Origin of the sequence: Capnocytophaga sp. ARDL2 (assembly GCF_041530365.1) — a bacterium.
Taxonomy (GTDB): domain Bacteria; phylum Bacteroidota; class Bacteroidia; order Flavobacteriales; family Flavobacteriaceae; genus Flavobacterium.
This window is the reverse complement of record NZ_CP168034.1, coordinates 1,903,716-1,929,974: the sequence shown is the minus strand read 5'-3', so window position 1 is coordinate 1,929,974 and position 26,259 is coordinate 1,903,716. Positions and strand designations below refer to the sequence as shown.

Genomic DNA, 26,259 nt, shown 5'->3' with positions numbered 1-26,259 from the left:
AGTTGCAAAAATAGTGATTTATTTAGTAAATAGTACATAGTAAGTATAAAGTACAAAGTATGAAGTACAAAGTATTTTAAATAGATAAGTAAATGGTGAATTGTAAACAATAAATAGAATGTTTTAAAAATAACAATTAGTAAAAAAACGAGTAAAAGATTTCAAATCTAAAAGAATAACCGTAATTTTGCACAAATTACAAAAACAGAAATGACACAAGGAATTATTATCTTAGATTTTGGTTCTCAATACAATCAATTGATTGCTCGAAGAATCAGAGAATTTGGTGTTTATACAGAAATCATCCCTTATTATACCTCGATAGAGGAAATCAAAAAACACGACCCAAAAGGAATCATTCTTTCGGGAGGACCTTCTTCGGTTTTTGGAGATGAGGCTGCTTTGGTAGATAAAGAATTGTTTGAATTAGGCGTACCTGTATTGGGTATATGCTATGGAATGCAATTGATTTCGCACTTGTTGGGTGGTGAAGTAAAAAAAGGAGAAAAAGGAGAATACGGAAAATCTGAATTGAGCGTTTTGGTTACCAACAAATTGTTTGATGCTGTGCCAGAAAAATCTACGGTGTGGATGAGCCACTTCGACGAAGTTGTAAAAGCTCCAGAAGGTTTTGTAGTAACTGCAAAATCGAATATCGAAATCGCTGCATTGGCAAACGAAAATCGCAATGTGTATGCAGTGCAGTTTCACCCAGAGGTAACTCACTCTGAATACGGAAGTAAAATGTTGGAAAACTTTGTGTTCAACATTTGTAAAGCAGAAAAAAATTGGATATTGACAGACTTTATCGAAACAGAGATCAAACGCATTAAAGAGGTTGTAGGAGATAAAAAAGTAATCTTAGGACTTTCTGGAGGTGTAGATTCATCGGTTGCGGCGGTATTGATACACCGTGCGATTGGAGATCAATTGACTTGTATTTTTGTGGATACAGGACTGTTGAGAAAAGACGAAGGTAAAAAAGTAATGGAAAATTACGGAAAGCACTTCAATATGAATATCAAAATGGTAGATGCATCTGAAAGATTTTTGGGCAATTTGAAAGGTATCAACGATCCAGAGCAAAAACGCAAAACGATTGGTAGAGATTTCATAGCTGTTTTTGACGAAGAATCTAAAAAGTTTGGAGATGCGTCTTTCTTGGCTCAAGGTACAATCTACCCAGATGTAATTGAATCTCAGTCTGTAAAAGGCCCTTCGGCAACAATCAAATCACACCACAATGTAGGTGGATTGCCAGAAGATATGAAATTGCAATTGCTTGAACCTTTGAGAGAATTGTTTAAAGACGAAGTTCGCAAAGTAGGAGTAGAGTTGGGTATTCCAAGAGAATTAGTATATCGTCATCCGTTCCCACTGGCCAGGATTGGGAATCCGTGTGTTGGGCGAAGTAGATGCTGAAAAAGTAAGAATCTTACAAGAAGCCGACGATATTTTTATCCAAGAGTTGTACAAAAACAATTTGTATGACGAAGTATCACAAGCCTTTGTGGTATTGTTGCCCGTAAAATCGGTAGGAGTAATGGGAGATGAGAGAACTTATGAATACACCGCGGTTGTTCGCTCGGCAAATACCATCGATTTTATGACGGCTACTTGGTCAAAATTGCCTTACGAGTTTTTGGAAACGGTATCGAGCCGTATCATCAACGAAGTAAAAGGTATTAACCGTGTAGCTTACGACATTAGCTCAAAACCACCCGCAACAATTGAGTGGGAATAATCATAAAAAAAGAGGCTGTCAATTTCGACAGCCTTATTTTTTCTCATTTTCCAAATGACTTACTACTTTCCACATTCCTCTCAAATCGTTTAACTGGTAATTGATGGCTTTATCTTTGGGATATTTCGATAGGATTTTGTCATACACTTCATTTGTAACCGTTTCACCTACTTTCCCATGACATTGCAAACACAGAGGATTGTTGATTTGAATCGGTCGGTAATAGTTTATTTTATCATTTTCAATCACAATCGTATCGTTTACTATTTGCCCCATTGACTCTTTGTAATAGTTGAAAATCTGCAAATCCACTTCAGACATGGTATTATTTGGATTTCTATTTTTATCCGAAACGCGATAAATTTTATACGATTTATTATTATCAACAAAAGCCATTTCGGTAAACGATGATGCGTGAATGTTACAATAATCAACAGCACTTTCCACACCATTTTCGCTTATTTCACCTACCAAAGCCGATGACAAGGCTTCAAAGGTGTTTTTGATGATAATAGGGGAATGTTGCTTAATATCCTCAATATCTTCTGTAGAAAATAATGTTTTATCTTCTTTTTTGCATGAAAAAAGCAAAATTGAAGATGCTAAAATAGAAATGTATTTCATATTGATAGTTTTTTTATTTTAGATCAATAAGTGATTTTTAATTTATTTCTTCTATAAATTTACAAAAAAACGCCAAAACATTGAAATTTTGGCGTATAAAAATTAGTGCTGTTTTTTTCTAAAATCAAATTTATACATAGCTCCAATTATGGCGTGAATTCCTTGAGCACGATAATTGGTGTAGGTAAAATATTTTTGATTTAATAGATTGATTCCACTTGCAAAAACTGTCCATTGGTTTGTTGGATTGTATCCTAATGTAAGGTTTACATCTGTATAACCTGCCATTTTTATTTCGGTTGGCGGGATGTCCACTACATTAGTTCCTACCAGTTGTTTTTTGCGTAGATAATCTCGACGATCACCTACAAAATATAAATGCAAATCTGCATAAACTTTTGGACTAAAATCTACATGAGTTTTTAATCCTGCCTCGATGATAGGTAAATTATATGCAAAATCTTCGTTTGTCGTTTGGTAAGAATTGTATAATCCATAAGTATCGATTTTGACATCCTTTAAATCAAAGGTCAATTCTCCAAATAAAGAAACAGTTTTTACATCATCGTATTTTACATTAAAAGTGTTTCCGTATTCAAAGGGTTCACGTACACTCAATGTAGTGTTATAAATTGATGAGGTAAACAATGCTTTTTGATGTTCGTCTTTGTACGCACCTCTCAAATTGTACGATATATTGTGGTACAATTTTCCTTTCAATCCTGCAAATATATCATACGTCTTTTTTGTTGGCAACAAACTCGTTTCAATTGAAATATGAGGATTGGATTCGCTAAGGGTTTTGTAGGTGTTTTGAGAAACTCCTCCATCAATTCCCAAATATCCGATAACAATATCAGGAACTAAATCTACATTGGCTTTGATTTTTGGATAAATCAATAGACTATTATCTTTGTTTCCTTGATTGTCCCCCACAATATGAGCAACTCCTGCTCCCAACTGTACACTATAATTGTCTTCTGTAAAAGTTATGTGTGGCTCGGCAGACAAAATGAAATAATTGTAATCCCCATTATGCGTATTGGTTCTATAATTTTCCATTTTTGACGTAACCCAGTCCGCTTTTACCAAAATCGGAAGTTTTTTGTCAGAAATTGGCACTACAAATCTTGGTGAAAAAATCAATCGACTCTCTTTTGCCCCAAATCCATCTTTAAAAAAGGTATAGTTTGCATCAATTGATTCTAAACCTTTGTTGTACAAATGCAGTTTTGTTCCTGCTGTAACATCTTGATAAGTTTGTGTATCACCTACTTTAGTAATTCCTAAAGTTGTGAAATTTACATCAGGATGCACACCGTACCAATGAAATTTTGAATAATTTGTTCCTATATTGATCGTCCATTCGCGTTCTGATGTTTGATTTCCATAAACCAAATTCAAGCCCGAACGATTGTATCCATTTGGGTTTTCGACACCATCAATTCCACCACCTGATGATCGGTGTTTGATAAAACCACCTATGTAGTTTTTATCGTCTATTTTTTCAACAATACCCAATTCTGCTCTGAGTGATTTGTAGCCTCCAGCACCTACTAAAGCATAGTTGTTGAAATACGGATTGAATACCTCATCATCTACCGTTGCGGCAGTTGCTTTTGCTGGGACAAATGTACTAGCAACAGGAAACGAAAAAATATTGTATTTGATTTCTCTTTTTTCGATAACTTCTTTATCTTCCACGATTGGGTTGTCGTTGATTTTGAAAGCATCTTGTATTTCAGGGCGATAGGTGTTGGTTACAGTAACGCTTTCTGTACCAAGTGGTTTGTCTTCATATTGTGCATTGATGATATTTGATGATACTATCAATGCACCTAAAAATATATGTTTGTTTTTCATTGGTCAATTATTTTACAGATGAATTACGTTTTGCTTCTTCTGATTTGTATTGTTTTAGTAAAGCATTTGCTTCGGTGATGACATCGTTGTATTGCTTAAAGTTTTCTGTTACACTTTCCAATACATATATAGCTTGGAACGAATCTTTCAATCCATGGAAATTTTTTGCCATTAAAACCAAACCTTTGGCTCCAAAGTATTGATAACTCGCATAGTCTTTTGCCAATTTTTGAATTGTAGCATTTGACTCTTCGTATTTTTTATTTTCGGTTTTGAAAAAGGCTTCGTAGTAAAGAGCCTCTGCCATTGCCTCACCAGTTCCTATTTTTTGTAAGTTTTCAAAATGAGCTTTTGCAGAATTGTAATCTTTTGATTCAAAAGCATTTCTACCTAAAATAGTATAGGCATCTGCTTTAACCTTTTTAGTAGCCTGCGAATTTTTGATTACATCATTTGCATACTTTGTTGCTAATACATTTTCTTTTTGTTCAAAATATTTTTTCATCAAATTGGATTGAGCAAACAAGATATTTTTTTCGTTGGTAGCTACTTGTTCCAATTGTTTTAAATAATTGATAGCTTCGGTATTGTTTTTTTCTTGTAATGAAATAGTAGCCAATCTTACCAAAGAAGGTTCGGCATATTCCGATTTACCTTTAGAAAGTACTTGACTATAATTAGTTTTAGCATCTGAAATTTTGTCTTGAGCATAGGCAATTTCAGCAATGTTGAAATATGCTTTTGGAGCATAACTTCCATTAGGATATTGTTTCAAATATTCTTTTAATGCACTCATTGCCTGATTTTTATTTTCTTGAGCCAAGTGTTTATCCGCTACTTCGTAAGCATCTTGTTCTAATTCGGCAGTAGAAATATCCACAAAAGGTACTGTTTTTACCCATTGAGCAAATTCTGTTGTCTGTCCCAAATCGTTGTAAGTTGAACGGATGTTGTTTATCGCTTGAATCGCATCTTGTGTATTTGGATAGTCGGTAACTACCTTTTTAAATTTGTTTATTGCAGTATAATGATCATTGTCTTGATAATACATCAAACCTTGACGTAGCAATGCTTTTGAAACAAATGGCGATTTTGGATGTTTTGATATCAATTGGTCAAAAGCTGCAATTGCTTTTTGTGATTGTTTTGCATTGGCATAAGTTGCTCCCAATTCGTACATAGCGTCATCGTTGTAAATAGACGATGGATGTTTACTTATAAAACTTTGTAATTCACTAATTTTTTGCTCGTTTTTACCATTAAAACCTTGTAAAATAGCTTTTTGGAATGTTGCGTAATCTAGGCTGTTGCCACCTTTTTGCACTGCATTGTTGTACAAAGTAATCGCTTTAGAATAATTACCATTCGAAAAATAGGCGTCTGCCAAGCGTAATTCTACATCGTTTTTCTTGATGGTAGATTTTCCATTGGCAAGATAGTTTTCAAATTGAGTAGCAGCTTCGTTGTATTTTTTATCTTTCAATAAAATATATCCTTTTAGATAAGGGATGTTGTTGTATTCTACCGCTTTTTCCGCTTGAGGCAAATTGCTAAATGTGTTGAGTGTACTCAATGCTTCTGAATAATTTCCTAAAGCATATTGAGCTTCTGCACTCCAATAGGTAGCTCTTGAAACATACGACAAATCTTGTCTTTGAGCAATTGATTTATTGAACAATTCCAAAGCTTTGTTGTAATTACCTTCGTTGAAAAACTCTACTCCACGATAAAAAGTAACCTTTTGATATGCCGATTTATTCATCGTTTTCGTCTCTTTTTCAAGAAGTTTTAATGCGGCTTTGTAGTTCTTTGTAGTGATATATGAGTCCACCAACAAATCTTCCATTTCACTGCGATATGCAGAGTTTGGAAATTTAGTTAGGAAATTGTTGATAATCTGAGGGATACTTTGGTATGCATTTCCGATATCATAACTCAATTTTGCATAATTTACAAAAGCATCTTCTGTGATTTTTGTGTCAAAATCCAGTTCAGAGGCGTTTTTAAAAGCGTTTAAAGCTTGGATTTTTTGGTTGAGTTTTAGATAACTTTCTCCAAGGTGATAGTATGCATTTTGAGCCACTTCGTCCGAGCCGCTAATGATTTTATTAAATTCAGAAACAGCTCGTTGATAGTCTTTTTGTTGGTAATAGATGTACCCTAATTGATAGAAATCGATGTTACTCCATTTTCCATCTTTCCCTTTGTAATTTAATATATAAGGTAGGGCATTTCCGTATTGTTGCAGATTGAAATAACTTTCTCCAATGATTTTAGAAAGTTCTGATTCTTCTGTTTCCGTATTGACGTTTTTAGACAATTGTTGTGAACCCTCTTCAATCGCCTTGTTAAATTCGCCCATTTTAAAGAACATATCTGCTCTAAAATAACCTATTTTTTCTTTATATTTTTGAATATCAGCTATTTTGTTGAAATGTTCATTGGCTGTATCGTAGTCATTTCTTTCATAAGAAATATACCCCAAATAGTATTCGGCTTGATTTCTAAAAGTAGAATTTTCAGTAACTTTCATCAATTCTGTACGAGAAGCGGTATAGTTTTTTTGTTGAAACAACACATATCCTTTTTGAAAGTACAAACGATTGAGTTGCTCTGGCGAAAGTACCGCTGGGTTTACTTTGTTTGTATAGTACAAAGATTTTGCATAGTCTCCTTTGATGAAATAATAATTGCCCAAATCGAGCAGAGCCAAAAGAGTTTTTGAGCTAGTAGGGTAGTTTTCTATAAAGTATAGTAATCTATTTTCAGCAGTATCGTAACCTAATTTTGCAGCACAAGAAGCACTATAATAGGCACTATTTGCATCGATTTCAGTATAGTTTTCGCTTTCTGAAACCTCATCAAATAGTACTTTTGCTACAGCATATAATTCGCGATTGTACAGATTTACCGCATGATAATATTTTTCGTCAGTGTTTTTATAAAGTTTTGTCTCTTGAGCAGACGCAGAAAATGCACCCAAAAGAAGACCTAAGTAAAGTATTCTGTTTCTTTTTATCATTTTTTGAAGAATTATTCCCAAAGATAAAAAAGAATATTTTATCTATTCAATCTTAATGGAATAATTTTTTTGTAAAAAATAAATTATTGCTTAAAAATGTAAGAAATTAATAAAGAATTTACTTTTTCTATTTATGTTTAAATTTTATTAAAAGATACTATTGGAAATTGAATTGCATATAGATGAACTAAAATTCAAATTCAATAAAATGATATAAATTCACTTTGATTTATATAATGAAAAGGGTAGTAAAAAAAAAGCCTTACATTTATTTGCAAGGCTTTGCGGAGAAAGAGGGATTCGAACCCCCGGACCTGTTACAGTCAACGGTTTTCAAGACCGCCGCATTCGACCACTCTGCCATTTCTCCTGAGTCGAATACTTACTTTGTGTTTCAGTATCACGTTGCAAATGTAGTTACTTTTTTATTTCTGACAAATATTTTTTTGATTTTTTTTTGAAAAAAAAATTATTGAACGAATTGGTGGAATTTTAAATATTTTACAATCAATTTTTTAATAGAAAAAAACAGGTTTAACTTAAAGAAAAATTTTTTCTTCACTCAAACAATTGTATTTTTGAAAAAGAAAAAGTAACATTATGAAAAGCTATAATTTTTGTGCGGGTCCTGCAACTTTACCCTTTGAAGTTTATCAAGAAGCTTCTCAAGCTGTAATTGATTATAATCAATCAGGATTGTCGATTTTGGAAATATCTCATCGTAGTGATGATTTTATTCAGATATTGGAAGACTCCAAAAATCGTGTATTACAATTGATGCAATTGGACGCCAATCTTTACAGTGTTTTGTTTTTGCAAGGAGGGGCTACAATGGAGTTTTATCGTTTGTCTCAAAATTTTTTATTTCCTGCATCCAAAGCTGCTTATATAAATACAGGCGTGTGGTCTCAAAAAGCGATTGATGCTGCAAAATTTTCGGGATCCGTTATTGAAATAGCTTCTTCAAAAAATGAAAACTATCGTTATATTCCATCTGATTTTGATATTTATGAGTCTTATAATTATTTGCATATTACTTCAAATAATACTATTTATGGTACACAATATCAAAGTTTTCCAGATGTTGATGTTCCAATTGTAGCTGATATGAGTTCGGATATTTTTTCCCGTTCTATTGATTATTCACAATTTGCTATGATTTATGCAGGTGTTCAAAAAAATTTGTCTCCTGCGGGTATGTCTTTAATAGTAATTGAAAAACAGTTTTTGGATAGATTTTCCAATATTTTACCTCCAATTATCGATTACAAGCAGCATATCAAAAATGAAAGTATGCTCAATACTCCTCCTGTTTTTCCGATTTATGTATCAAATCTTACTATGCAATGGATTCAAAAGCAAGGTGGAATTTCTAAAATAGAGGCTAAAAATAATGAAAAAGCAAAAATTTTGTACGACGAAATCGATCGAAATCCATTATTTTTTGGTCATGCAGAAATCAAGGATCGTTCTAAAATGAATGCATTGTTTTATCTGAAAAATGAGGAAATGTCTTCAATATTTGAAAAACTATGTCAAGAGGCATCCATCAAAAATTTAAAAGGGCATCGTACATCGGGAGGATATCGTGCTTCTATGTACAACGCATTGGATGTAGAAGCAGTAAAAATTTTGGTTGAAATCATGCAATCTATAGAAAAGTATCACGGATAGAGCGTCTTAGCTTTGTTTTTAGGATTTTCCAAAAAAAATCATTAGTTTTGTGCAAAATAAAGAAAAAATATATGAAATTTTTTATTGATACGGCAAATTTAGAGCAGATAAAAGAAGCTCAAGAATTGGGAATTTTGGACGGAGTTACTACCAATCCGTCGTTGATGGCTAAAGAAGGAATCACTGGCAAAAACAATATCTATAAACACTATGTGGATATTTGCAACTTGGTTGAGGGTGATGTGTCAGCCGAAGTAATTGCAACTGACTTTGAAGGTATGGTGAGAGAAGGTGAGGAATTGGTAGAATTGCACGAACAAATCGTTGTAAAATTGCCTATGACTAAAGACGGAATCAAAGCGTGTAAATATTTCTCAGACAGAGGAATTCGTACCAATGTTACTTTGGTTTTCTCGGCAGGACAGGCATTGTTGGCAGCTAAAGCAGGTGCCACCTATGTTTCTCCTTTCTTGGGTCGTTTAGACGATATTTCTACAGATGGATTGAATTTAATCGATGAAATTCGTCAAATCTATGACAATTACGAATTTGAAACACAAATTTTAGCAGCATCTGTTCGTCATACTATGCACATAATCAACTGTGCAAAAATCGGTGCAGATGTGATGACTGGTCCTTTGTCTTCTATCACAGGATTGCTCAAACATCCTTTGACAGATTTAGGACTCGAACAGTTTTTGAAAGATTACGCTAAAGGGAATCTTTAAAATTAACTAAACTATGATTTTACCAATTGGAATAACTTTTTTCGTAGCGTGTTTGCTCATTTTGTGGGGCAAACACATACCTGCGAAACTTTATAAAATCTTTGCTTTATTGCCTTTTTCTTTGTTTTTGTATTTTCTGAGCTATATGCCAAAAATACAAAGAGGAGAAAAGGCTCTTTATTTTTCTTATGATTGGATGCCTTCGTTAGGCATAAATCTCAATTTTACTCTTGATGGACTATCACTGTTGTTCAATTTGCTAATTACAGGAATTGGAACATTGGTCTTTTTATACGCCTCATATTACATGAAAAAAGAGGTGCTGGCTCCGAGGTTTTTCGGATTTCTTACCGCTTTTATGGGGGCAATGCTTGGGGTGGTTTCTTCAGACAATTTGATTATGTTGTTTGTCTTTTGGGAACTCACCAGTATTTCGTCTTTTTTCCTCATCGGATACAATACTACTGATGAGAAATCGAGAAAAAATGCACTATGGGCGTTGTCTGTTACAGGATTTGGAGGTTTTTTCCTTTTAGCATCTTTTGTGTTGATGGGAGTAATATCCGATTCGTATTCGATTAGAGAATTGTTTTTTCAATCCCACGAATTGGTCAATCATTCGTTGTATTTTGTATTGATTGCCTTTTTGTTTTTGGGTACATTTACCAAATCGGCTCAGTTTCCTTTCCACTTTTGGTTGCCTGGAGCCATGCAAGCCCCTACACCCGTTTCGGCTTATTTGCACTCAGCGACAATGGTAAAAGCGGGTATATATTTGTTAGCAAGATTTACACCTATACTTTCCGATCAGTTTGTGTGGAATATTGTCTTGATTTCCATTGGAGGAATCACGATGTTTATGGGAGCTTTTTATAGTATTTTCAAAACAGATATGAAAAGCATTTTGGCATATACCACCATTTCTGCTTTGGGAATCTTAGTGTTTTTGTTGGGAATAGGAACTGAAAAAGCCTTGTTTGCTGCAATGGTTTTTATTTTGGTTCACGCCTTGTACAAAGCTACGTTGTTTATGTCAACAGGGATTGTAGATCATGCAGTACATAGTAGAAATATATTGCAAATCAGTGGATTGAAAAATAAGATGCCCATTGTGGCTATTGCAACTTTGGTAGCTGTATTGTCGAGTGCAGGTATTCCTTTAACATTCGGATTTGTTGGAAAAGAATTGATGTACGAAGCTGTCTATAGGATGGACAATTATTGGAGTTTTCTTTCTATTGGATTGTTGGTTTTGTTGATTGCAACTAGTGTTTTACTATCAACAGCAGGATTTTTAGCAGGTATCAAACCATTTTTTGGAAAAATGCCTGAAAACTTTGAAAAAATCGAACATCCCAATCGAAAACTATGGATTCCTGTAGTTGTTTTAGCTGTTTTTTCCCTTGTATTTGGATTGTTTCCTCAATTTGCCGATTATTTACTATTGCATGCAGCTGGAAATAGTGTAGCAGGAAGAGCCATATCACAAGAATTACATATTTGGCATGGATGGAATATCATTGTTTTGTTGAGTGGATTAACTATTTTAGGCAGTATTTCCTTTTATTTTATCCTAAAACCATCCGAACAAAAAGAAGCATTTAGCGATTCATTGCAAAAAATTTCACCTCAATCGATCATATTAGGATTGGCAAAAGGATTTAAACAATTGGCATTGAAATACACTCAGTTTTTCCACAATGGCTATTTGCGAGTGTACATTATGAATATCATTTTGTTTTTTATCGGAATTGTGGGGTACAAGCTCTTTACAGATGTGCCTTTTCGATTAGATTTCAATGATTTATCAGATTTCAGATTTTATGAAATCTTGTTGTTTGTACTTATTTTGGCTGCTGTAATTGTGATTACGATTGCTCGTTCGCGTTTGACATCGATTGTGGCTATGGGAATTTTGGGGTATGCCATCTGTATTTTATTTGTAATTTATGGAGCCCCCGATTTGGCGATGACACAGTTTGCAATTGATACTTTGACCGTAGTATTGTTTGTATTGGTTTTGTCAAAATTGCCTTCGTATCTCAAGTTGAGCGATACCAGAAATAAAGGTAGAGATGCTGTTGTTTCAGGAGTGTTTGGAATTTTGATTGCTATCATCACTATGCAAGCCTTATTGTATCCTTCCAGCAAAGAGGTAACAAAATATTATGCAGACAATGCCTATTTATTGGCAAAAGGAAAAAATGTGGTAAATGTAATTTTGGTAGATTATCGTGGTGTGGATACATTTATTGAGACCATAGTATTGGCAATTGCAGCTATTGGAGTTTATAGTATTTTAAAATTTAAGATAAATGATGGAGAAAAAAACACAGAATACTAGACCGAGATTGGACAACATCATTTTGAAAACAGCGACCAATTATTTATTGCCCTTGTTGTTGATGTTTTCTATTTTCGTATTGATCAGAGGACACTATTTATCAGGTGGTGGATTTGTAGGCGGATTAATTGCTTCGATTGCCTTTGTACTCCATTCGTTTGCCTACAATACCAAACATACTCAACGAAAATTTTTTAGAGGAAATCCTATGATGTTGATTCCATCCGGACTTTTGTTATCGTTTTTGAGTAGTATTTTACCATTTTCAGTTTCCAAACCCTTTTTGACCAATATGTGGTTTATGGAAAATATTGCTGTCATTGGTTCATTTGGTTCGGCTTTGATTTTTGATATCGGAGTGTATTTGGTGGTGATAGGTGTAGTGGCTACCATATTATTTACAATTTCAGAAAGCGTATAAAATGGAGTTATTATTAGTAATATTAGTAGGTGTATTGTACTCGTCGGGAATTTATATGATGCTACGACGAAGTATGGTGAAATTACTCGTAGGAATCATTTTATTGGGAAATGGAGCTAATATTTTGATTTTTTTGATGAGTGGAATCGTACGAGGAAAAGCACCGATTATCGATGAAAAACATAAAACGTTTATTGATATTTATGCCGATCCAGTGCCACAAGCGTTGATTTTGACAGCTATTGTTATCAGTTTTGCCTTGTCTGCTTTTGCTGTTGTATTGTTGAAAAAAGCACATACACTCACTGGGAAAGACGATTTGGACTCGTTGAATATTCAGGATTTGGATATTTGATATAAAAAAGTTGTTTGATTTTAAAATATAAAAATTATCTGTAAATTGGTAGTTTGACAAAGGTTGTATCGCATAATGATTAGAACAACTTAAAAATTTAAGAAATAAAGTAAAAACATACATGACAACAAATTTTATATTAGCACCTATATTAATTCATTTGCTTACAGCCATATTACTTTTGTTTTTTTGGCAAAGGGTAACCACGCAAAAAATCATTAGTGTAGCTGGAAATTCGATTGCTTTTTTGTTTTGCATTCGTTTGTTTCAACATACATTAAAAAACGAACATTTATTGTTGCAAGTAGGAAACTGGAAAGCACCGTTTGGAATTATTTTTATTTCAGATACTTTTAGTGCGATTATGGTCTTATTGACAGCATTTGTTTCGCTTGCTGTGGGAATTTATTCAACAGCTGCTCTCAACGAAAGTCGAATCAAATATGGATATTTCTTTACTTTTCACTTGTTGATTATGGGCTTGATTGGAGCATTTTTGACTGGTGATATTTTCAATTTGTATGTATGGTTTGAGGTGGTTATTATATCCTCTTTTATCCTTTTGACAGTAGGAGGGAAGAAGATGCAGATGGAAGGAGCGATAAAATATGTAACCATGAATATTTTAGCTTCTGCTATTTTTCTTACAGCTATTGGAGTTTTATATGGAATAACAGGTACATTGAATATTGCAGATATTTCTTTAAAAATCAATGCTATAGAAAATAGAGGTTTGATATCTGTAACTTCTTTATTATTTTTTATAGGATTTGGTATCAAATCGGCAATATTTCCTTTGTATTTTTGGTTGCCATCGTCGTATCACACACCACCTTCGGCAATTGCGTCTATCTTCGGAGGATTATTGACCAAAATGGGAGTTTATGCAATGATTCGAGTGTTTACCATAATGTTTGAGCCGGATGATTTTACCTTAAATTTATTTATCATCATAGCGATTATGACTATGCTGACAGGAATTTTTGGTACAATCAACAAGAAAAATATTCGTCGATTGATGTCCTATTTGATTGTGTGTCACATTGGTTATTTGATTGCAGGAATCGGACTTTATACAGATTGGGCATTTGCTGCGGTGATTTTTTATTTGATTCACGATGTGATTGTGAAAAGTAATATGTTTATGATCACAGGAATCATTGCAAAAATCCGTGAAACGACTGATATGACGCGTTTGGGAGGATTGTTGAAAGATTATCCAAAATTTTCGCTTACGGCGGCATTGGTATTTTTCTCATTGATTGGTATTCCGCCTTTTTCAGGATTTTGGCCAAAGATTTTGTTTTTGCAAGAATCGTTCAAAGCCTCACAATGGATATTGTTGGTGTTGTTTATTTTGGCAAGTTTCGTTACATTATTTGTAGTTATCAGATTTTGGATTGAAGCCTTTTGGAAAGAATCTCCAAAACCACTGACGGAAGAAATTGACCATTACGAACCAATTCCTATGGTAAAAAAAGTTGCCTTGATGTTTCCCATCGTTTTTTTAGCCGTTACATCATTATATATTGGATTTAATGCCGATCGTGTAATGGAATTGTCAGAAAAAACCGCCTATGAAATTAAAAATAAAGAGATTTATATAAAGGCGGTGTTGCAGAAATAAACTTAAGAAAGACTATGCTTCAAACATTTTTATTAAACCTATTATTAGCATTGATTTGGGTAGCTTTGACAGGGCAGCTCAACTATGTAAATTTTGGATTTGGATTTATATTAGCGTTTTTTATTTTGTGGTTTTTAAATCGACAAAAGAAAGGAACGACCAGTTATTTTACCCGAGTGCCAAAGATTATTTCGTTTTTTATTTCGTTTTTTATTGATATGCTCAAAGCGAATATTCAGGTATCTTTGGATGTAATTACACCCCGCCACTATATGAAACCTGGTGTTATAAAATACGAAATGGACGCAGTAACAGATTTTGAAATTATGATGTTTGCCAATACCATTGCTTTGACACCAGGAACTTTGGTTTTGGATATTTCAAAAGATAAAAAACACATGTATATTCATGTGATGTATCTGAAAGATATTGAAAAATTTAAACGAAATATGAAAGTTCGCACAGAACGAAAATTGCTTGAGATTTTAAGGTAGAGTGGAATTTGAATTCTGTATTAGATGAGACAGAAATTTTGATCCAGCATTAGGTGGAACAGGAATTTGAAAATTATTTTAATTTATTTCCAAATTTCCAAATCATCCCATTTTCAAATTATAAGATGAATTATGACAGTAGAACAATATTTAACCTATGTAATCATGCCTTTGTTGAGCCTAGCGATACTCGTAATTTTGATTCGCTTTTTCAAAGGTGCCCTCAAATAGTAGATCGTGTAATAGCCTTGGATTTGATTATTACAGCAGGTGTTGGCTTTATCGGTATATTTTGTATGATAACCAACAATAATAATTTTTTGGATGTGGCTATGATTTTGGCATTGATTGCCTTTTTGAGTACCGTAGCTTTTTCGTATTACCTTTATAGAAGTAAAAAAAATGACTGATATTCTTATTATGATATTGAGTACAATCGGTGCAATTTTTATTTTGGTAGCCGCTTTTGGCATACTAAAAATGCCTGATTTTTATTCTCGTTTGTCTGTCACCATCAAAGCAGCTACTTTGGGTATTGGTTGTATTCTGATGGCAGTAGCGATGTATTTTTCAGAGTTTTCTGTTACTACAAAAACCATCGCGATTATCTTTTTCTTGTTTATTACCTCACCTGTTTCTGGATATTTGATAGGAAAAGTAGCATATATCAATGGAACTAAATTATGGAAAAATACAATTATCGACGAAATGAACAAAGATGAAGATAGTTTCTGTACAACGGTAAAAGATCAAGAAGAGGAGGAGAAAAAAATAAATTAATTAAAAATAAAATATAAACCAACATAAAAACATTATGTCAGACGATAAAAAAGTAATTTTTTCGATGTCGAAAGTGAGTAAAACCTACTCTTCGACCAACAAAACAGTGTTAAAAGACATTTATTTGAGCTTTTTCTACGGTGCCAAAATTGGTATTTTAGGCTTGAATGGTTCGGGTAAATCTTCGTTGTTGAAAATCATAGCAGGTGTGGACAAAAACTACCAAGGTGATGTGGTATTTGCTCCTGGATATACCGTAGGGTATTTGGAACAAGAACCTCAACTTGATGAAAATAAAACCGTAATTGAGGTGGTGCGTGAAGGTATGGCAGATATTGTGGCTACTTTGGACGAATTCAACAAAATTAACGATATGTTTGGATTGCCAGAAGTGTATGAAGATGCCGACAAAATGCAAAAATTAATGGACAAACAAGCTGAATTGCAAGACAAAATTGATGCGGCTGGTGGATGGGAACTCGACAATAAATTGGAAGTTGCCATGGATGCCTTGCGTTGTCCAGAACCTAATACGCCTATTTCTGTGCTTTCGGGTGGTGAGCGTCGTCGTGTGTCATTGTGTCGTTTGTTGTTGCAAGAGCCTGATGTTTTGCTTTTAGACGAGCCTACCAACCACTTAGACGCAGAATCAGTACACTGGTTAGAGCAACATTTACAACAATACAAAGGAACAATTATAGCTGTAACCCACGACCGTTATTTTTTGGACAATGTGGCAGGATGGATATTGGAATTAGACCGTGGAGAAGGTATTCCGTGGAAAGGAAATTATTCTTCATGGCTTGACCAAAAAGCAAAACGCTTAGAACAAGAAGAAAAAACAGCATCAAAACGCAGAAAAACATTGGAACGCGAGTTGGAATGGGTGCGTCAAGGTGCGAAAGGTCGTCAGACAAAACAAAAAGCTCGTTTGCAAAATTACGACCGATTGTTGAACGAAGACCAAAAACAATTGGAGGAAAAATTGGAAATCTACATTCCCAATGGACCTCGATTGGGAACCAATGTTATCGAAGCTAAAGGTGTTGCCAAATCTTTTGGAGATAAATTGTTGTACGACAATTTGAATTTCACCCTTCCACAAGCGGGAATCGTAGGAATTATTGGACCAAATGGAGCGGGTAAATCTACTATTTTCCGTATGATTATGGGCGAGCAAACTCCAGATGCTGGTGAATTTTTGGTAGGTAATACTGTAAAAATCGCCTATGTAGATCAAACGCATAAAAACATCGACCCTGAAAAATCAATTTACGAAAACTTTGCTGATGGTCAAGAGTTGATTATGATGGGCGGAAGACAGGTAAACGCAAGAGCTTATCTATCGAGATTTAACTTTGGTGGTAGCGACCAAAACAAAAAAGTTGCAACTTTATCGGGTGGTGAACGCAACCGTTTGCACTTGGCAATGACCTTGAAGGAAGAAGGAAATGTATTGTTACTCGATGAGCCTACCAACGATTTGGACATTAATACTCTGAGAGCCTTGGAAGAAGGTTTGGAAAACTTTGCAGGTTGTGCCGTGATTATTTCCCACGACCGTTGGTTCTTGGATAGAGTTTGTACGCATATCTTGGCATTTGAGGGAGATTCGCAGGTATATTTCTTTGAAGGTTCGTTCTCAGAATACGAAGAAAACCGCAAAAAACGCTTGGGAGATGTTGCTCCAACGAGAATTAAATACAAAAAATTAGTGAGATAAAATCAAAAAGCCCATCAATTTGATGGGCTTTAGTTTTATACTCTTTCACGAGGTACATTTGTAAAATGTTCATTTTTAGGGAAAAAAAATATTTAGTATTAAATACATCAAAACTTATATGCTCTACGAAACTAATTTTGTAGTTTAAAAATAATTCTTCAATTTTCAGCATTTTTGCCATATTTCGGAGTTTACTTGTTTTAAATATATTAAAATATTTATATGATTTTTAAGTGTTTATATCTTTTCTAAAGGTGCGAAAAAATCAAATCAAAATATTACAGCTTCGTCAGAAAAACAAAAATTTAGAGACGCTCTTCAGAGAAATGACCGAAACCAAATAAACGCCATTTTTTGCGGTTCAACGCCGAAAAACTGGGCGTATATATACACTTTGTATACATTTTTTGACTGTATGTAGATATTTTGTAACGCTTTTTTTGAGGCTTTATTGCTGTATTTTTCCGATGTTTGCATCAGAATATCTTTAAAATCAATACAATGAAAAAAGCAGTTGTACTATGTGGTCTTTTTAGCTGTCTATTGGCTTCGGCACAATATAAATATGAGCCTTTGGAAGCAAAATCGACTTATTTCAATATAGAAACAAACGATACTACGTATGTGCAGAAGTCAAATTTTGCGTATGATTATCAAAACAAACGAATCATCGAAACCTCCGTTCAGCATCATAAAGGAAATATTATCGACAATGAAACACAAATTAAAAATATACGAGAATATACCTTCGATGGCGTGTTCCGCTCGGGAATTGAAAGCGAATGGGATAGTTTGACTGGCGATTGGATTGTTAGACAAAAATCGTTTAATGACCCTGAAAACCACCGAAGTGGACATATTTCTTTACACGAAAATCAAGAAGAAGGTGGCGTAACCGTAACGGAAAAACGCACCAAAAGGAAAACCATTATCACAACCCATCATTTATATAACGGAAAATGGAAAAAAGTGTATGTTTCCACCATTTATGCAGACAAAAAAGGCAGAGAGGTCAAGTACATTGCCCAAAATTATGATGCCGAAACTCAAAAAATGCACTATACCGAGAGAAAAGAAACGCACTATATCAGTCCGAAAACTCATCAAGATACCTATTCAAGTTGGGATAAAACTGCCAAAAAATGGGTGAACCAAGTCCGATATGTACATACAACTTCTGAAAATGGAAAAATCATTGAGGACTATAAGTGGGAAAATAACAAATGGCAAATACAAGGCAAAAAAACACATTTTACCGACAAAAAAGAAGGTGTTCAGCTCGATTCAGTTTTTGTTTGGAACGAAACATCTCAAAAAATTATTCCGCAACAGGCTCTGAGAGAGAAACTTGACGATGATAATCGGGTTATTTATTCCGAAATGTACCAATGGAATCCAGAAACCCAAGATTGGAGCTATCTTACTGAGGAATATATATACTATGAAGGCAAAAATATAATTACAAAAAAGATACATAATTATGGAGAAGAGGGATATCAGTTGTTCAATTATCAATACGATTCAGAAGGCGATTTGCTTCAGTTTGATGTGTCTCAAGTTTCTTATGATCTCGAGATTTTTCCGTTAGAACGCGTGGTGTATACCTATCACGATTTTCTGAAGTCGGAAGTGTTTCAAGCAGACATTTTCCGAGAATGGGATTTTGGAGAATCTAAAAAAACACCAGCTTCTGTCCGATGTTTTCGATTTGTTGATAATAAGGAAGTTAAAAGTTGCGAATTGATTTTTTCGTATAAAAAAATAAAATAATCATAACGGCACAGAGTCAATGCCAAACCGATGAAGTAAATCGTAATTTGCCAATATTAAAATGAATAAATTAACAATCAATATATTATGCACAATTTGAAGAAAAATATTACCAAGATGTAAAACATTTGATACCAGAGGATTGCGTTTACGAAGACAGCGATTATCCAGATATGCCAAATTATGGCAGATATTCTATGGATTTGGTTGAAGAAATGGAACAATGGGAGCAGATACCATTTTTGTTTCCTAATAAAGAAATTTCTTTAGAAAATCTCAAACGTTTTGCCAATACGGATTATTTTCCACTTATGGCAAATGTTATTGACGATGAAAAAATACGATTGGAATACTGGCGTGATCATATTTTTGTCCGCATTCATAAATCGATAAACGAAGATATATGGGCAGTGTATTTTCAACAAAATCAAGATTTTGCGATAGTTGCCGATAACGAAAGCGATTTTGCGGTGCAATTTCGTAGGATAAATGAAGAAGATTGATATTATGTTACCCCCGAAGATTTCCCTGATGCGTACGAGTTTTTCCGTCATCAGTGGGAGTATTTGATGTGGGAATATTCAAAAATTGTGCATTATCGCAAGTTGTATTTGCAAGATGTTACCCTTGAAAAATACAAAGCGGTTTTTGAGCGTCCTTTGGTAAAAAAATACGCCAGCGAATACCTAAATGAGAATTCTATTCTGTATTTTGGCGATTATAGTTTGCAAGTCCGTCCTGAAACAGCCGACAACTGTTCGCGTTTAACTCTCAATGGTAAAGGAAAATACGACCCAAACGGCGTATGGCAACCTTCATTTTATCATTTTGAATACGACCAATCGGAAGACAAAATCAGGCTTTACACTCAAGATGGCAACGGCTACGAATTTGAGCCGTACGAGGTGAGCTACAACGATACCCATACGTATGACGCGGCAAGACAACACTTCAATCTGATTGATATATGGCTTACCGAATATGCCATCAAAACAGGTACTGGAAAGGTCATTTATCCCGAAAACTTAGACGAAAATGGGGAAGAAGTATAGGATTTCTTTCTTTTTATTGATAAATAAAGTTAATGTTAAATATTTTTTGCCTTTACCTAAGTTTTAGGTAAAGGCAAAAAATTAAAATATTGTTTTTGGAATACGTAAGCAATTCTACTTCTGATTATTAAACTGATATTTCAATGTAAATCCTACGTACGGACGATTCGCTATTTTGGTATTTATGAAGAAATTCTCGCCTGTGTTGATTTGCGTGTAGCGGTTGGAATCAAAAATATTCGAGCCGAAAACACTCAAACTCCAACGATTTTTTTGCCAACTTTTGGTAAGCGAGGCATTAGCTACGAAAATTCCGTTTATTTCCTTTTGCAAGCCTATCGTAGGCGATTGGTATCCAGCATTGAGTCGAAACGAAAAGTTACGAGGAAGTTTGAACGTATTATTCATTTTTGCATTGTATCGCCATTGTTTATAACGATGCGGTTTGCCATCTACCGAAAGGTCTTGATCGTAATAAAAACTTGTGAACGAAGTATTTACATTCCACCAATTGAAAATATCCATACCTGCCATCAATTCCGAACCTATCGCCCAAGCCGAACCTACATTTTTTGGAGTAAATAACAATGTATTATCGTGAAAAACGGTTGCAAAAGTACTCATTATATCGCGTTGATTACGAGCAAAAACCTCTAACGAAACATAATCTCTTCCCCATGAACGCTTGTAAGCCAACTCATATGAATCAGTATAACTTGGCAAAAGACGGCTATTTCCCGTTGAAAACGTATATTTGTCATCCCAAACAAAGGCAGGAACTAATCGCCAATATTCTGGACGCTGAATGCGACGGCTGTAATTCCAACTAATTTGGCTATCTTCTGAAAAACTATACAACAAATGCACCGATGGAAACCAATCCGTAAAGTTTGTCTTGAAATGGTCTTTTTGTCTTTCATTGTTTTGATTTTCAAATGAATAGGATATATTCCGTGCCGTATGTTCTGCACGAAGCCCAAGTTTATACTCAAATTTGCCAAATGAACTTTTGAAAGTAAAATAACCCGAATAAATATTTTGTTTGTAGTTAATGAGTTGATTATTAGATACATATTCGGAAGTTCGTACAATATCATCACCATTGAAATAACCACTTTCGGTAGTAATTTCAGGAATGTGGTCAGTTTCGATTTCGCCACCAGCCTCGATGCTTGTAGTATCAGTCAAAGGCAATTCGTACTCCAAAGTTGTCGAGCTAAATATCTCGTTTTTCTCAAATTGCTTTTTTCCAAACACTTCTGTTCCTGAGGAAGTTATCATTTCATTTTTATAAATTTCTTTACTATTCCCAATGAAAAAAGAATATCCTGAATTTAATTTCAAAAAGTGAGATTTATCTTTGTTGAAAAAGTGTGAATACTCTAAATTGGCTCCCAAAATTTGAAATCCAAATTGAGAATGTCTATTCAATTGAAAATCTTCCGAAGAAAGTAAAGTATTAGTCGCATCAAATGTCCGTTCAGAAGTTTTTGATTTTACAAATTTATTTTCATTTTGAGGAAAAGGGTTATAACTTATTGAAAAATCAATCAAATCATTGTCGGTTAGGTCATAATTAAAACCAAAATCAATAAAGGTATTCTTATTATTGGATTTGAAATCAGTATCTAACAAGGTTTCAAAACGTTGTCCTGTTGGGTGATAGATATTGTTTACCATCTGCGAATGATAGTCGCCCCAATGATAATCGGCTATTCTTCCCGAAGTATGCCACCCACCTTTTTTACCTTTTTTGTCAATGGAATAGCTGAATTGCTTGTGTCCCAAGGTATTAAAATCGGTAGTAAGATTGATAGCATAGCCTTCTAATTTGTTCTTTTTCAGCAGTACACGGATAATTCCCGCCGTACCCGAAGCACTATATTTAGCCGAAGGATTGGTAATGATGTCAATTTTTTCAATTTGCGAAGCCTCAAGTGTGCGAAGGCGTTCTTGTCCATCTTTGGCGATAATTCCGTTGATGTACACCACAAACGTACCGCCTTCGCGATAGGTAACTTTCCCATCTACGCTCACTTGTAGCGAAGGAACATTAGTTAGCAAATCTATAGCATTGGTAGCCTCTGGAAAAGCCGCCGCATTGATGGTTTTTCTATCCACTTGATAGGAGAAAGCTGCTTTTCTACCATCGATTATAATTTCGTTTAATTCTTCTGCATCCGTCGAAAGATAAAAGTCTCCTAAATCTTGTTGTAACAGATTGAACTTGAATGTTTTTGTAATTGTTTGATATCCAAAATATTTTATTGTAAGATTATAATTTCCAAAGGTAACATTTTCAAAGGTAAAGCGTCCCATTTCATCTGTAATAAGATGAAGCGTTGTTTGTTTTTCATCTAAAGAAGAAAGAGAAATTTCAACAAACATCATTTCTTCTTTGCTGTTATTTTCTAGTATTCTTCCTGAAACAGTTGCCTTTTGTGCTAAGCAACTAAAGTTAATAAATAGCAAATATATAATTATTATTTTCTTCATAGATTAAAAGTTTAGGGTATTATTTTTACATTATCAGTTGTTTAAGTATAAGAAAGCATAGATAAATGAAATAAAATTTAAGAATCTACGTGACAAGAAAAAGCGAAGTCAGTATAATAAAAATAATTAGACTCTTTCAATTTTAGCACCTAAAGCACGCAATCTTTCGTCGATTTGTTCGTAGCCTCTGTCGATTTGTTCGATGTTTTGAATCGTGCTTTCGCCTTTTGCAGACAGAGCAGCAATCAACAATGAGATACCTGCTCTGATATCTGGAGATGACATTTTGGTTGCTTTCAACTGTGATTTGAAGTCATGTCCAATGATAACCGCTCGGTGAGGGTCACATAAAATGATTTTTGCACCCATGTCGATAAGTTTGTCTACGAAAAACAATCGAGATTCAAACATTTTTTGGTGAATCAAAACTTCACCTCTCGCTTGTGTTGCCACTACCAAAATGATACTCAACAAATCAGGAGTTAATCCTGCCACGGAGCATCTGCCATAGTCAAGATAGAGCCGTCGATATAGTTTTGGATTTCGTATCCGTTGATATGAGGAGGAATATAAATGTCATTTCCTTTTTTTTCGATTGTAATTCCCAATTTTTGAAAAGCAGATGGAATGATACCTAAATGTTCCCAACCTACATTTTTTATAGTGATTTCACTTTGTGTCATCGCAGCCAAACCAATCCATGAACCAATTTCGATCATATCAGGTAAAATCGTATGCGTACATCCAGCTAATTTTTTAACCCCTTCTATAACCAATAAATTGGAACCGATTCCTGTGATTTTTGCTCCCATTGCATTGAGCATTTTACACAATTGTTGGATATAAGGTTCGCAAGCAGCATTATAGATAGTAGTAGTGCCTTTTGCCAATACTGCACTCATTAAGATATTTGCTGTACCAGTTACCGATGCTTCATCGAGTAGCATATAAGTTCCAGTTAGACCATTTGGAGCATCCACTCCGTAGAAATATTCCTCTTTGTTATAGCGGAAAGTAGCCCCCAAATTTATAAAACCTTCAAAATGAGTATCTAATCTACGACGACCGATTTTATCCCCACCAGGTTTAGGAATATACCCCTTATGAAATCTTCCCAGTAAAGGACCAACCAACATAATCGAACCTCTCAAGGCTTTACCTTCTTCTTTAAATGATTCAGATTCAAGGTATTCAAGGTTTACATTATCTGCTTGAAAGGTATAACTATTTGGGGCAATTTTGTTTACTTTCACTCCAAATTTTTCCAACAAAGCAATTTGTTTGTTAATGTCAATAATATCGGGAATGTTGTGAATTGTTACCACTTCATCAGTAAGTAATACAGCACAAAGTATTTGCAAGGCTTCGTTTTTAGCTCCTTGAGGTTGCACTTCTCCTTTTAACGAAATGCCTCCTTGAATTTTAAAAGTACCCATTATGATTGTTTGTTCTTATTGGTGTGAAAATTTCTATTAGTATTGTTTTGATTGTTGTTGTTTTTTTTGTTTCGATAGGTTTGATGATTGCGTTGATTTGCTTGATAATTGCTTTGATTTGAACTACTTGTACTATTTTGGTTTCTATTTTGAGGAGTAAAAGTAGCTTTATTACTTTGTCTTTTAGTAACATGAATTAATTTCTGTACTGAAGAAAGAGTTTCATTTTCATCAAGTAAATTGATTTTTCCATTAGATAATTCGTATAAATGGTTGAATATCGTTTCATCATCCACAGTATCTTTGTTCCAATTGAGGTAACATTTTTTCATGTGATTGGCAATAGTCCAAATCAAACCTTCTTTTTTCTCGCTATCTTCCCATTTTACAGCTTCGTCTATCATGGCTTTGATATTGTTTCCATAATATCTATATTTAGGTTTTTGTTGTGGATAGTCAAGCATAACAGGCTCAACTTTTACACTTTCTCTACTCGGAATGTCAAAAGGAGAGTCTATATCGATATCAAAATCTGCCATTGCAAACAATTGATCCCATAATTTGTGTTGATATTCTGGAATGTTTCTCAAGTGAGGGTTTAAATCTCCCATGATGACAATGGCATATTTAGCAGCCTTGTTTCTTTCCTCTCTATCGGGAGTTTGAGCGATTTTTTGTACCATTTTTTGAAACATTCTACCGTATTCTGGCAAAATCAATGGTGGTCGTTGAGAATTATATTCTAATTTGGATACAATTTCTTTTTTATTCATAGATATAATAGAGTATTAAAGAGATACGATTCCTTCGATTACAGAAACCTCTTGATATTTTTTGATGATTTCGTTTGCATTTGGCATAGAAACACTAATTGAAAACGAAGTGTAAGTGCCAGATTTTGATAATTTTGTTTGAATTACGGCACCTGTGCAATCAAATATTTTATTCATCGTATCTATGTTTTTCTTTTTATTAGGTACGATAAATTTATATAAATATTCCGCTGGCCATTTGGTTACAGATTTTTCGATTTCTTCTTTCAATCTGCTATAAAATTCTTGTGCTTCTTGATTCATTTTGTTTAATTTAAAAGAAAATTAAAAACGTTCATTTATGATTTTTTCAAATCTATCTAAAGTTTCAGTTAGTGATTCCATAGATTTTCCTCCGGCGGCATTGATATGTCCGCCACCGTTGAAATAAGATCTTGCAAAATTATTTACATCACAATCTCCTTTTGAACGGAACGAAATTTTGATAACACTTTCGTTTTCATTTTCAATAAAAATAACAGCCATCTGAATGTCTTTTAATGATAAACCATAATTGACGATTCCTTCCGTATCTCCCTTTTGGAAATTGCATTCATTCAAATCTTTTTGAGTCAAATAAGTATAAGCAACACCTTTTGATGGAAGGATTTTCAAATTGTTTAAAGCTCGACTGAGCAATTGTAATCTGCTGATAGAGCTATTACAAGAAAGAAAATCGTGAATATTTGTGTTTTCAACTCCAAGATCAATTAATTCGGCTACCACTCGATGAGTGTTTCCAGTGGTTTTTACAAATCGAAAAGACCCCGAATCTGTAACAATACCTGTGTAGATACAAGTTCCAACCGTTTTGTTTATTAGATCTTTGTACCCAAGATTTACTATAAAGTTGTATAGCAACTCGCAAGTTGAACCAAAACTCGTATCCGATAGAGTATAGGTTGCGTAATCATCAGGCATTTGATGGTGGTCTAGCATGACAAACGTTTTGTCGAGCGATTGCAAATACGACTCCATTTGTTCGCCTGTACGATGCAAAGCGTTGAAATCTAAAGTAAAGATAATGTCAGAATTAGATAAAATATGTTGGCATTCATCAATGTTTTTTTCAAACATTTTGATTTTATCAGCATCAGGTAGCCAAGCAATAAATTCAGGAAATTCATTTGGCGAAACTACACTAACCTGATGATTGAGTTGACAAAGTATATGATACAATCCTAAGCAAGAACCCAAGGCATCACCATCGGGGTTTCTATGAGGAATAATTGCAATTTTCTTTGGTTGAGATAATAAATCTTTTAATTGAGTATAATCATTTGTATTCATGCTG

The 26,259-nt window shown here is 34.1% G+C and carries 19 protein-coding genes, 1 tRNA gene and 3 pseudogenes; 14 read left to right on the top strand and 9 right to left on the bottom strand.

Going from position 1 to position 26,259, the window contains the following annotated elements; all coding sequences use genetic code 11:
• Nucleotides 1-210: 210 nt before the first annotated feature.
• Nucleotides 211-1,744 (top strand): annotated as a pseudogene (gene guaA / locus AB4865_RS09720) (glutamine-hydrolyzing GMP synthase).
• Between the two features lie 33 nt (nucleotides 1,745-1,777).
• Here guaA and AB4865_RS09715 read toward each other — a convergent pair.
• The 4 genes from AB4865_RS09715 to AB4865_RS09700 form a co-directional block, all read right to left on the bottom strand.
• A complete protein-coding gene (locus tag AB4865_RS09715) occupies nucleotides 1,778-2,368 on the bottom strand; it encodes a DUF3365 domain-containing protein (protein ID WP_372473063.1) in 591 nt (196 codons plus the stop codon).
• Nucleotides 2,369-2,470: 102 nt separating this feature from the next.
• Nucleotides 2,471-4,231 (bottom strand): hypothetical protein, encoded by a 1,761-nt coding sequence (locus tag AB4865_RS09710; RefSeq protein WP_372473062.1) that lies wholly within the window; start codon nucleotides 4,229-4,231, stop codon nucleotides 2,471-2,473.
• A gap of 7 nt (nucleotides 4,232-4,238) precedes the next feature.
• Nucleotides 4,239-7,253, bottom strand: a complete 3,015-nt coding sequence (locus tag AB4865_RS09705; RefSeq protein WP_372473061.1) for a tetratricopeptide repeat protein — start codon at nucleotides 7,251-7,253, stop codon at nucleotides 4,239-4,241.
• A 285-nt stretch (nucleotides 7,254-7,538) separates the two neighbouring features.
• Nucleotides 7,539-7,623: transfer RNA gene (locus tag AB4865_RS09700), tRNA-Ser, on the bottom strand.
• 230 nt (nucleotides 7,624-7,853) lie between these two features.
• On the opposite strand from AB4865_RS09700, the gene serC reads away from it, so the two are divergent.
• The 13 genes and pseudogenes from serC (at nucleotide 7,854) to AB4865_RS09635 (ending at nucleotide 20,221) form a co-directional block, all read left to right on the top strand.
• The gene (gene serC, locus AB4865_RS09695; protein WP_372473060.1) at nucleotides 7,854-8,927 is read left to right on the top strand and encodes a 3-phosphoserine/phosphohydroxythreonine transaminase; all 1,074 of its coding nucleotides are present in this window, start codon (nucleotides 7,854-7,856) and stop codon (nucleotides 8,925-8,927) included.
• A gap of 71 nt (nucleotides 8,928-8,998) precedes the next feature.
• On the top strand, nucleotides 8,999-9,655 hold the full coding sequence (gene fsa / locus AB4865_RS09690; protein ID WP_372473059.1) for a fructose-6-phosphate aldolase: 657 nt from the start codon (nucleotides 8,999-9,001) through the stop codon (nucleotides 9,653-9,655).
• A gap of 13 nt (nucleotides 9,656-9,668) precedes the next feature.
• The gene (gene mbhE / locus AB4865_RS09685; RefSeq protein ID WP_372473058.1) at nucleotides 9,669-11,999 is read left to right on the top strand and encodes a hydrogen gas-evolving membrane-bound hydrogenase subunit E; all 2,331 of its coding nucleotides are present in this window, start codon (nucleotides 9,669-9,671) and stop codon (nucleotides 11,997-11,999) included.
• Entirely contained in the window at nucleotides 11,974-12,420 is a 447-nt protein-coding gene (locus AB4865_RS09680) for an MnhB domain-containing protein (RefSeq protein ID WP_372474904.1), read from the top strand. Before mbhE ends, AB4865_RS09680 begins: the two co-directional genes overlap by 26 nt.
• A 1-nt stretch (nucleotide 12,421) precedes the next feature.
• Nucleotides 12,422-12,775, top strand: a complete 354-nt coding sequence (locus AB4865_RS09675) for a Na+/H+ antiporter subunit C (RefSeq protein WP_372473057.1) — start codon at nucleotides 12,422-12,424, stop codon at nucleotides 12,773-12,775.
• A 121-nt stretch (nucleotides 12,776-12,896) separates the two neighbouring features.
• Nucleotides 12,897-14,402 carry a proton-conducting transporter membrane subunit gene (locus AB4865_RS09670; protein ID WP_372473056.1) on the top strand — a complete coding sequence of 502 codons (1,506 nt, stop codon included), beginning with the start codon at nucleotides 12,897-12,899 and terminating at the stop codon, nucleotides 14,400-14,402.
• A 14-nt stretch (nucleotides 14,403-14,416) separates the two neighbouring features.
• Nucleotides 14,417-14,896 (top strand): Na+/H+ antiporter subunit E, encoded by a 480-nt coding sequence (locus tag AB4865_RS09665; protein WP_372473055.1) that lies wholly within the window; start codon nucleotides 14,417-14,419, stop codon nucleotides 14,894-14,896.
• Between the two features lie 132 nt (nucleotides 14,897-15,028).
• Nucleotides 15,029-15,306 (top strand): annotated as a pseudogene (locus tag AB4865_RS09660) (monovalent cation/H+ antiporter complex subunit F).
• On the top strand, nucleotides 15,299-15,676 hold the full coding sequence (gene mnhG, locus AB4865_RS09655) for a monovalent cation/H(+) antiporter subunit G (RefSeq protein WP_372473054.1): 378 nt from the start codon (nucleotides 15,299-15,301) through the stop codon (nucleotides 15,674-15,676). Before AB4865_RS09660 ends, mnhG begins: the two are co-directional and overlap by 8 nt.
• A 34-nt stretch (nucleotides 15,677-15,710) precedes the next feature.
• Nucleotides 15,711-17,399, top strand: a complete 1,689-nt coding sequence (gene ettA, locus AB4865_RS09650; RefSeq protein ID WP_372473053.1) for an energy-dependent translational throttle protein EttA — start codon at nucleotides 15,711-15,713, stop codon at nucleotides 17,397-17,399.
• Nucleotides 17,400-17,900: 501 nt separating this feature from the next.
• Entirely contained in the window at nucleotides 17,901-19,169 is a 1,269-nt protein-coding gene (locus AB4865_RS09645; protein WP_372473052.1) for a hypothetical protein, read from the top strand.
• 128 nt (nucleotides 19,170-19,297) lie between these two features.
• Nucleotides 19,298-19,672: a hypothetical protein gene (locus AB4865_RS09640; protein ID WP_372473051.1), complete on the top strand. Its 375-nt coding sequence runs from the start codon at nucleotides 19,298-19,300 to the stop codon at nucleotides 19,670-19,672.
• A 66-nt stretch (nucleotides 19,673-19,738) separates the two neighbouring features.
• Nucleotides 19,739-20,221: a hypothetical protein gene (locus AB4865_RS09635; RefSeq protein ID WP_372473050.1), complete on the top strand. Its 483-nt coding sequence runs from the start codon at nucleotides 19,739-19,741 to the stop codon at nucleotides 20,219-20,221.
• A 114-nt stretch (nucleotides 20,222-20,335) separates the two neighbouring features.
• Here the strand turns inward: AB4865_RS09635 and AB4865_RS09630 are convergent, their stop codons facing one another.
• From AB4865_RS09630 to AB4865_RS09610, 5 genes and pseudogenes are all read right to left on the bottom strand, one after another.
• The gene (locus AB4865_RS09630) at nucleotides 20,336-22,717 is read right to left on the bottom strand and encodes a TonB-dependent receptor domain-containing protein (RefSeq protein ID WP_372473049.1); all 2,382 of its coding nucleotides are present in this window, start codon (nucleotides 22,715-22,717) and stop codon (nucleotides 20,336-20,338) included.
• A 126-nt stretch (nucleotides 22,718-22,843) separates the two neighbouring features.
• Nucleotides 22,844-24,153 (bottom strand): annotated as a pseudogene (gene murA / locus AB4865_RS09625) (UDP-N-acetylglucosamine 1-carboxyvinyltransferase).
• A complete protein-coding gene (locus AB4865_RS09620) occupies nucleotides 24,153-24,926 on the bottom strand; it encodes a DUF4290 domain-containing protein (RefSeq protein ID WP_372473048.1) in 774 nt (257 codons plus the stop codon). The pseudogene murA and the gene AB4865_RS09620 overlap by 1 nt, the downstream one beginning before the upstream one ends.
• 15 nt (nucleotides 24,927-24,941) lie before the next feature.
• Nucleotides 24,942-25,229 (bottom strand): DUF493 family protein, encoded by a 288-nt coding sequence (locus AB4865_RS09615; RefSeq protein ID WP_372473047.1) that lies wholly within the window; start codon nucleotides 25,227-25,229, stop codon nucleotides 24,942-24,944.
• A 21-nt stretch (nucleotides 25,230-25,250) separates the two neighbouring features.
• Entirely contained in the window at nucleotides 25,251-26,255 is a 1,005-nt protein-coding gene (locus AB4865_RS09610) for a bifunctional oligoribonuclease/PAP phosphatase NrnA (RefSeq protein WP_372473046.1), read from the bottom strand.
• Nucleotides 26,256-26,259 lie beyond the last annotated feature (4 nt).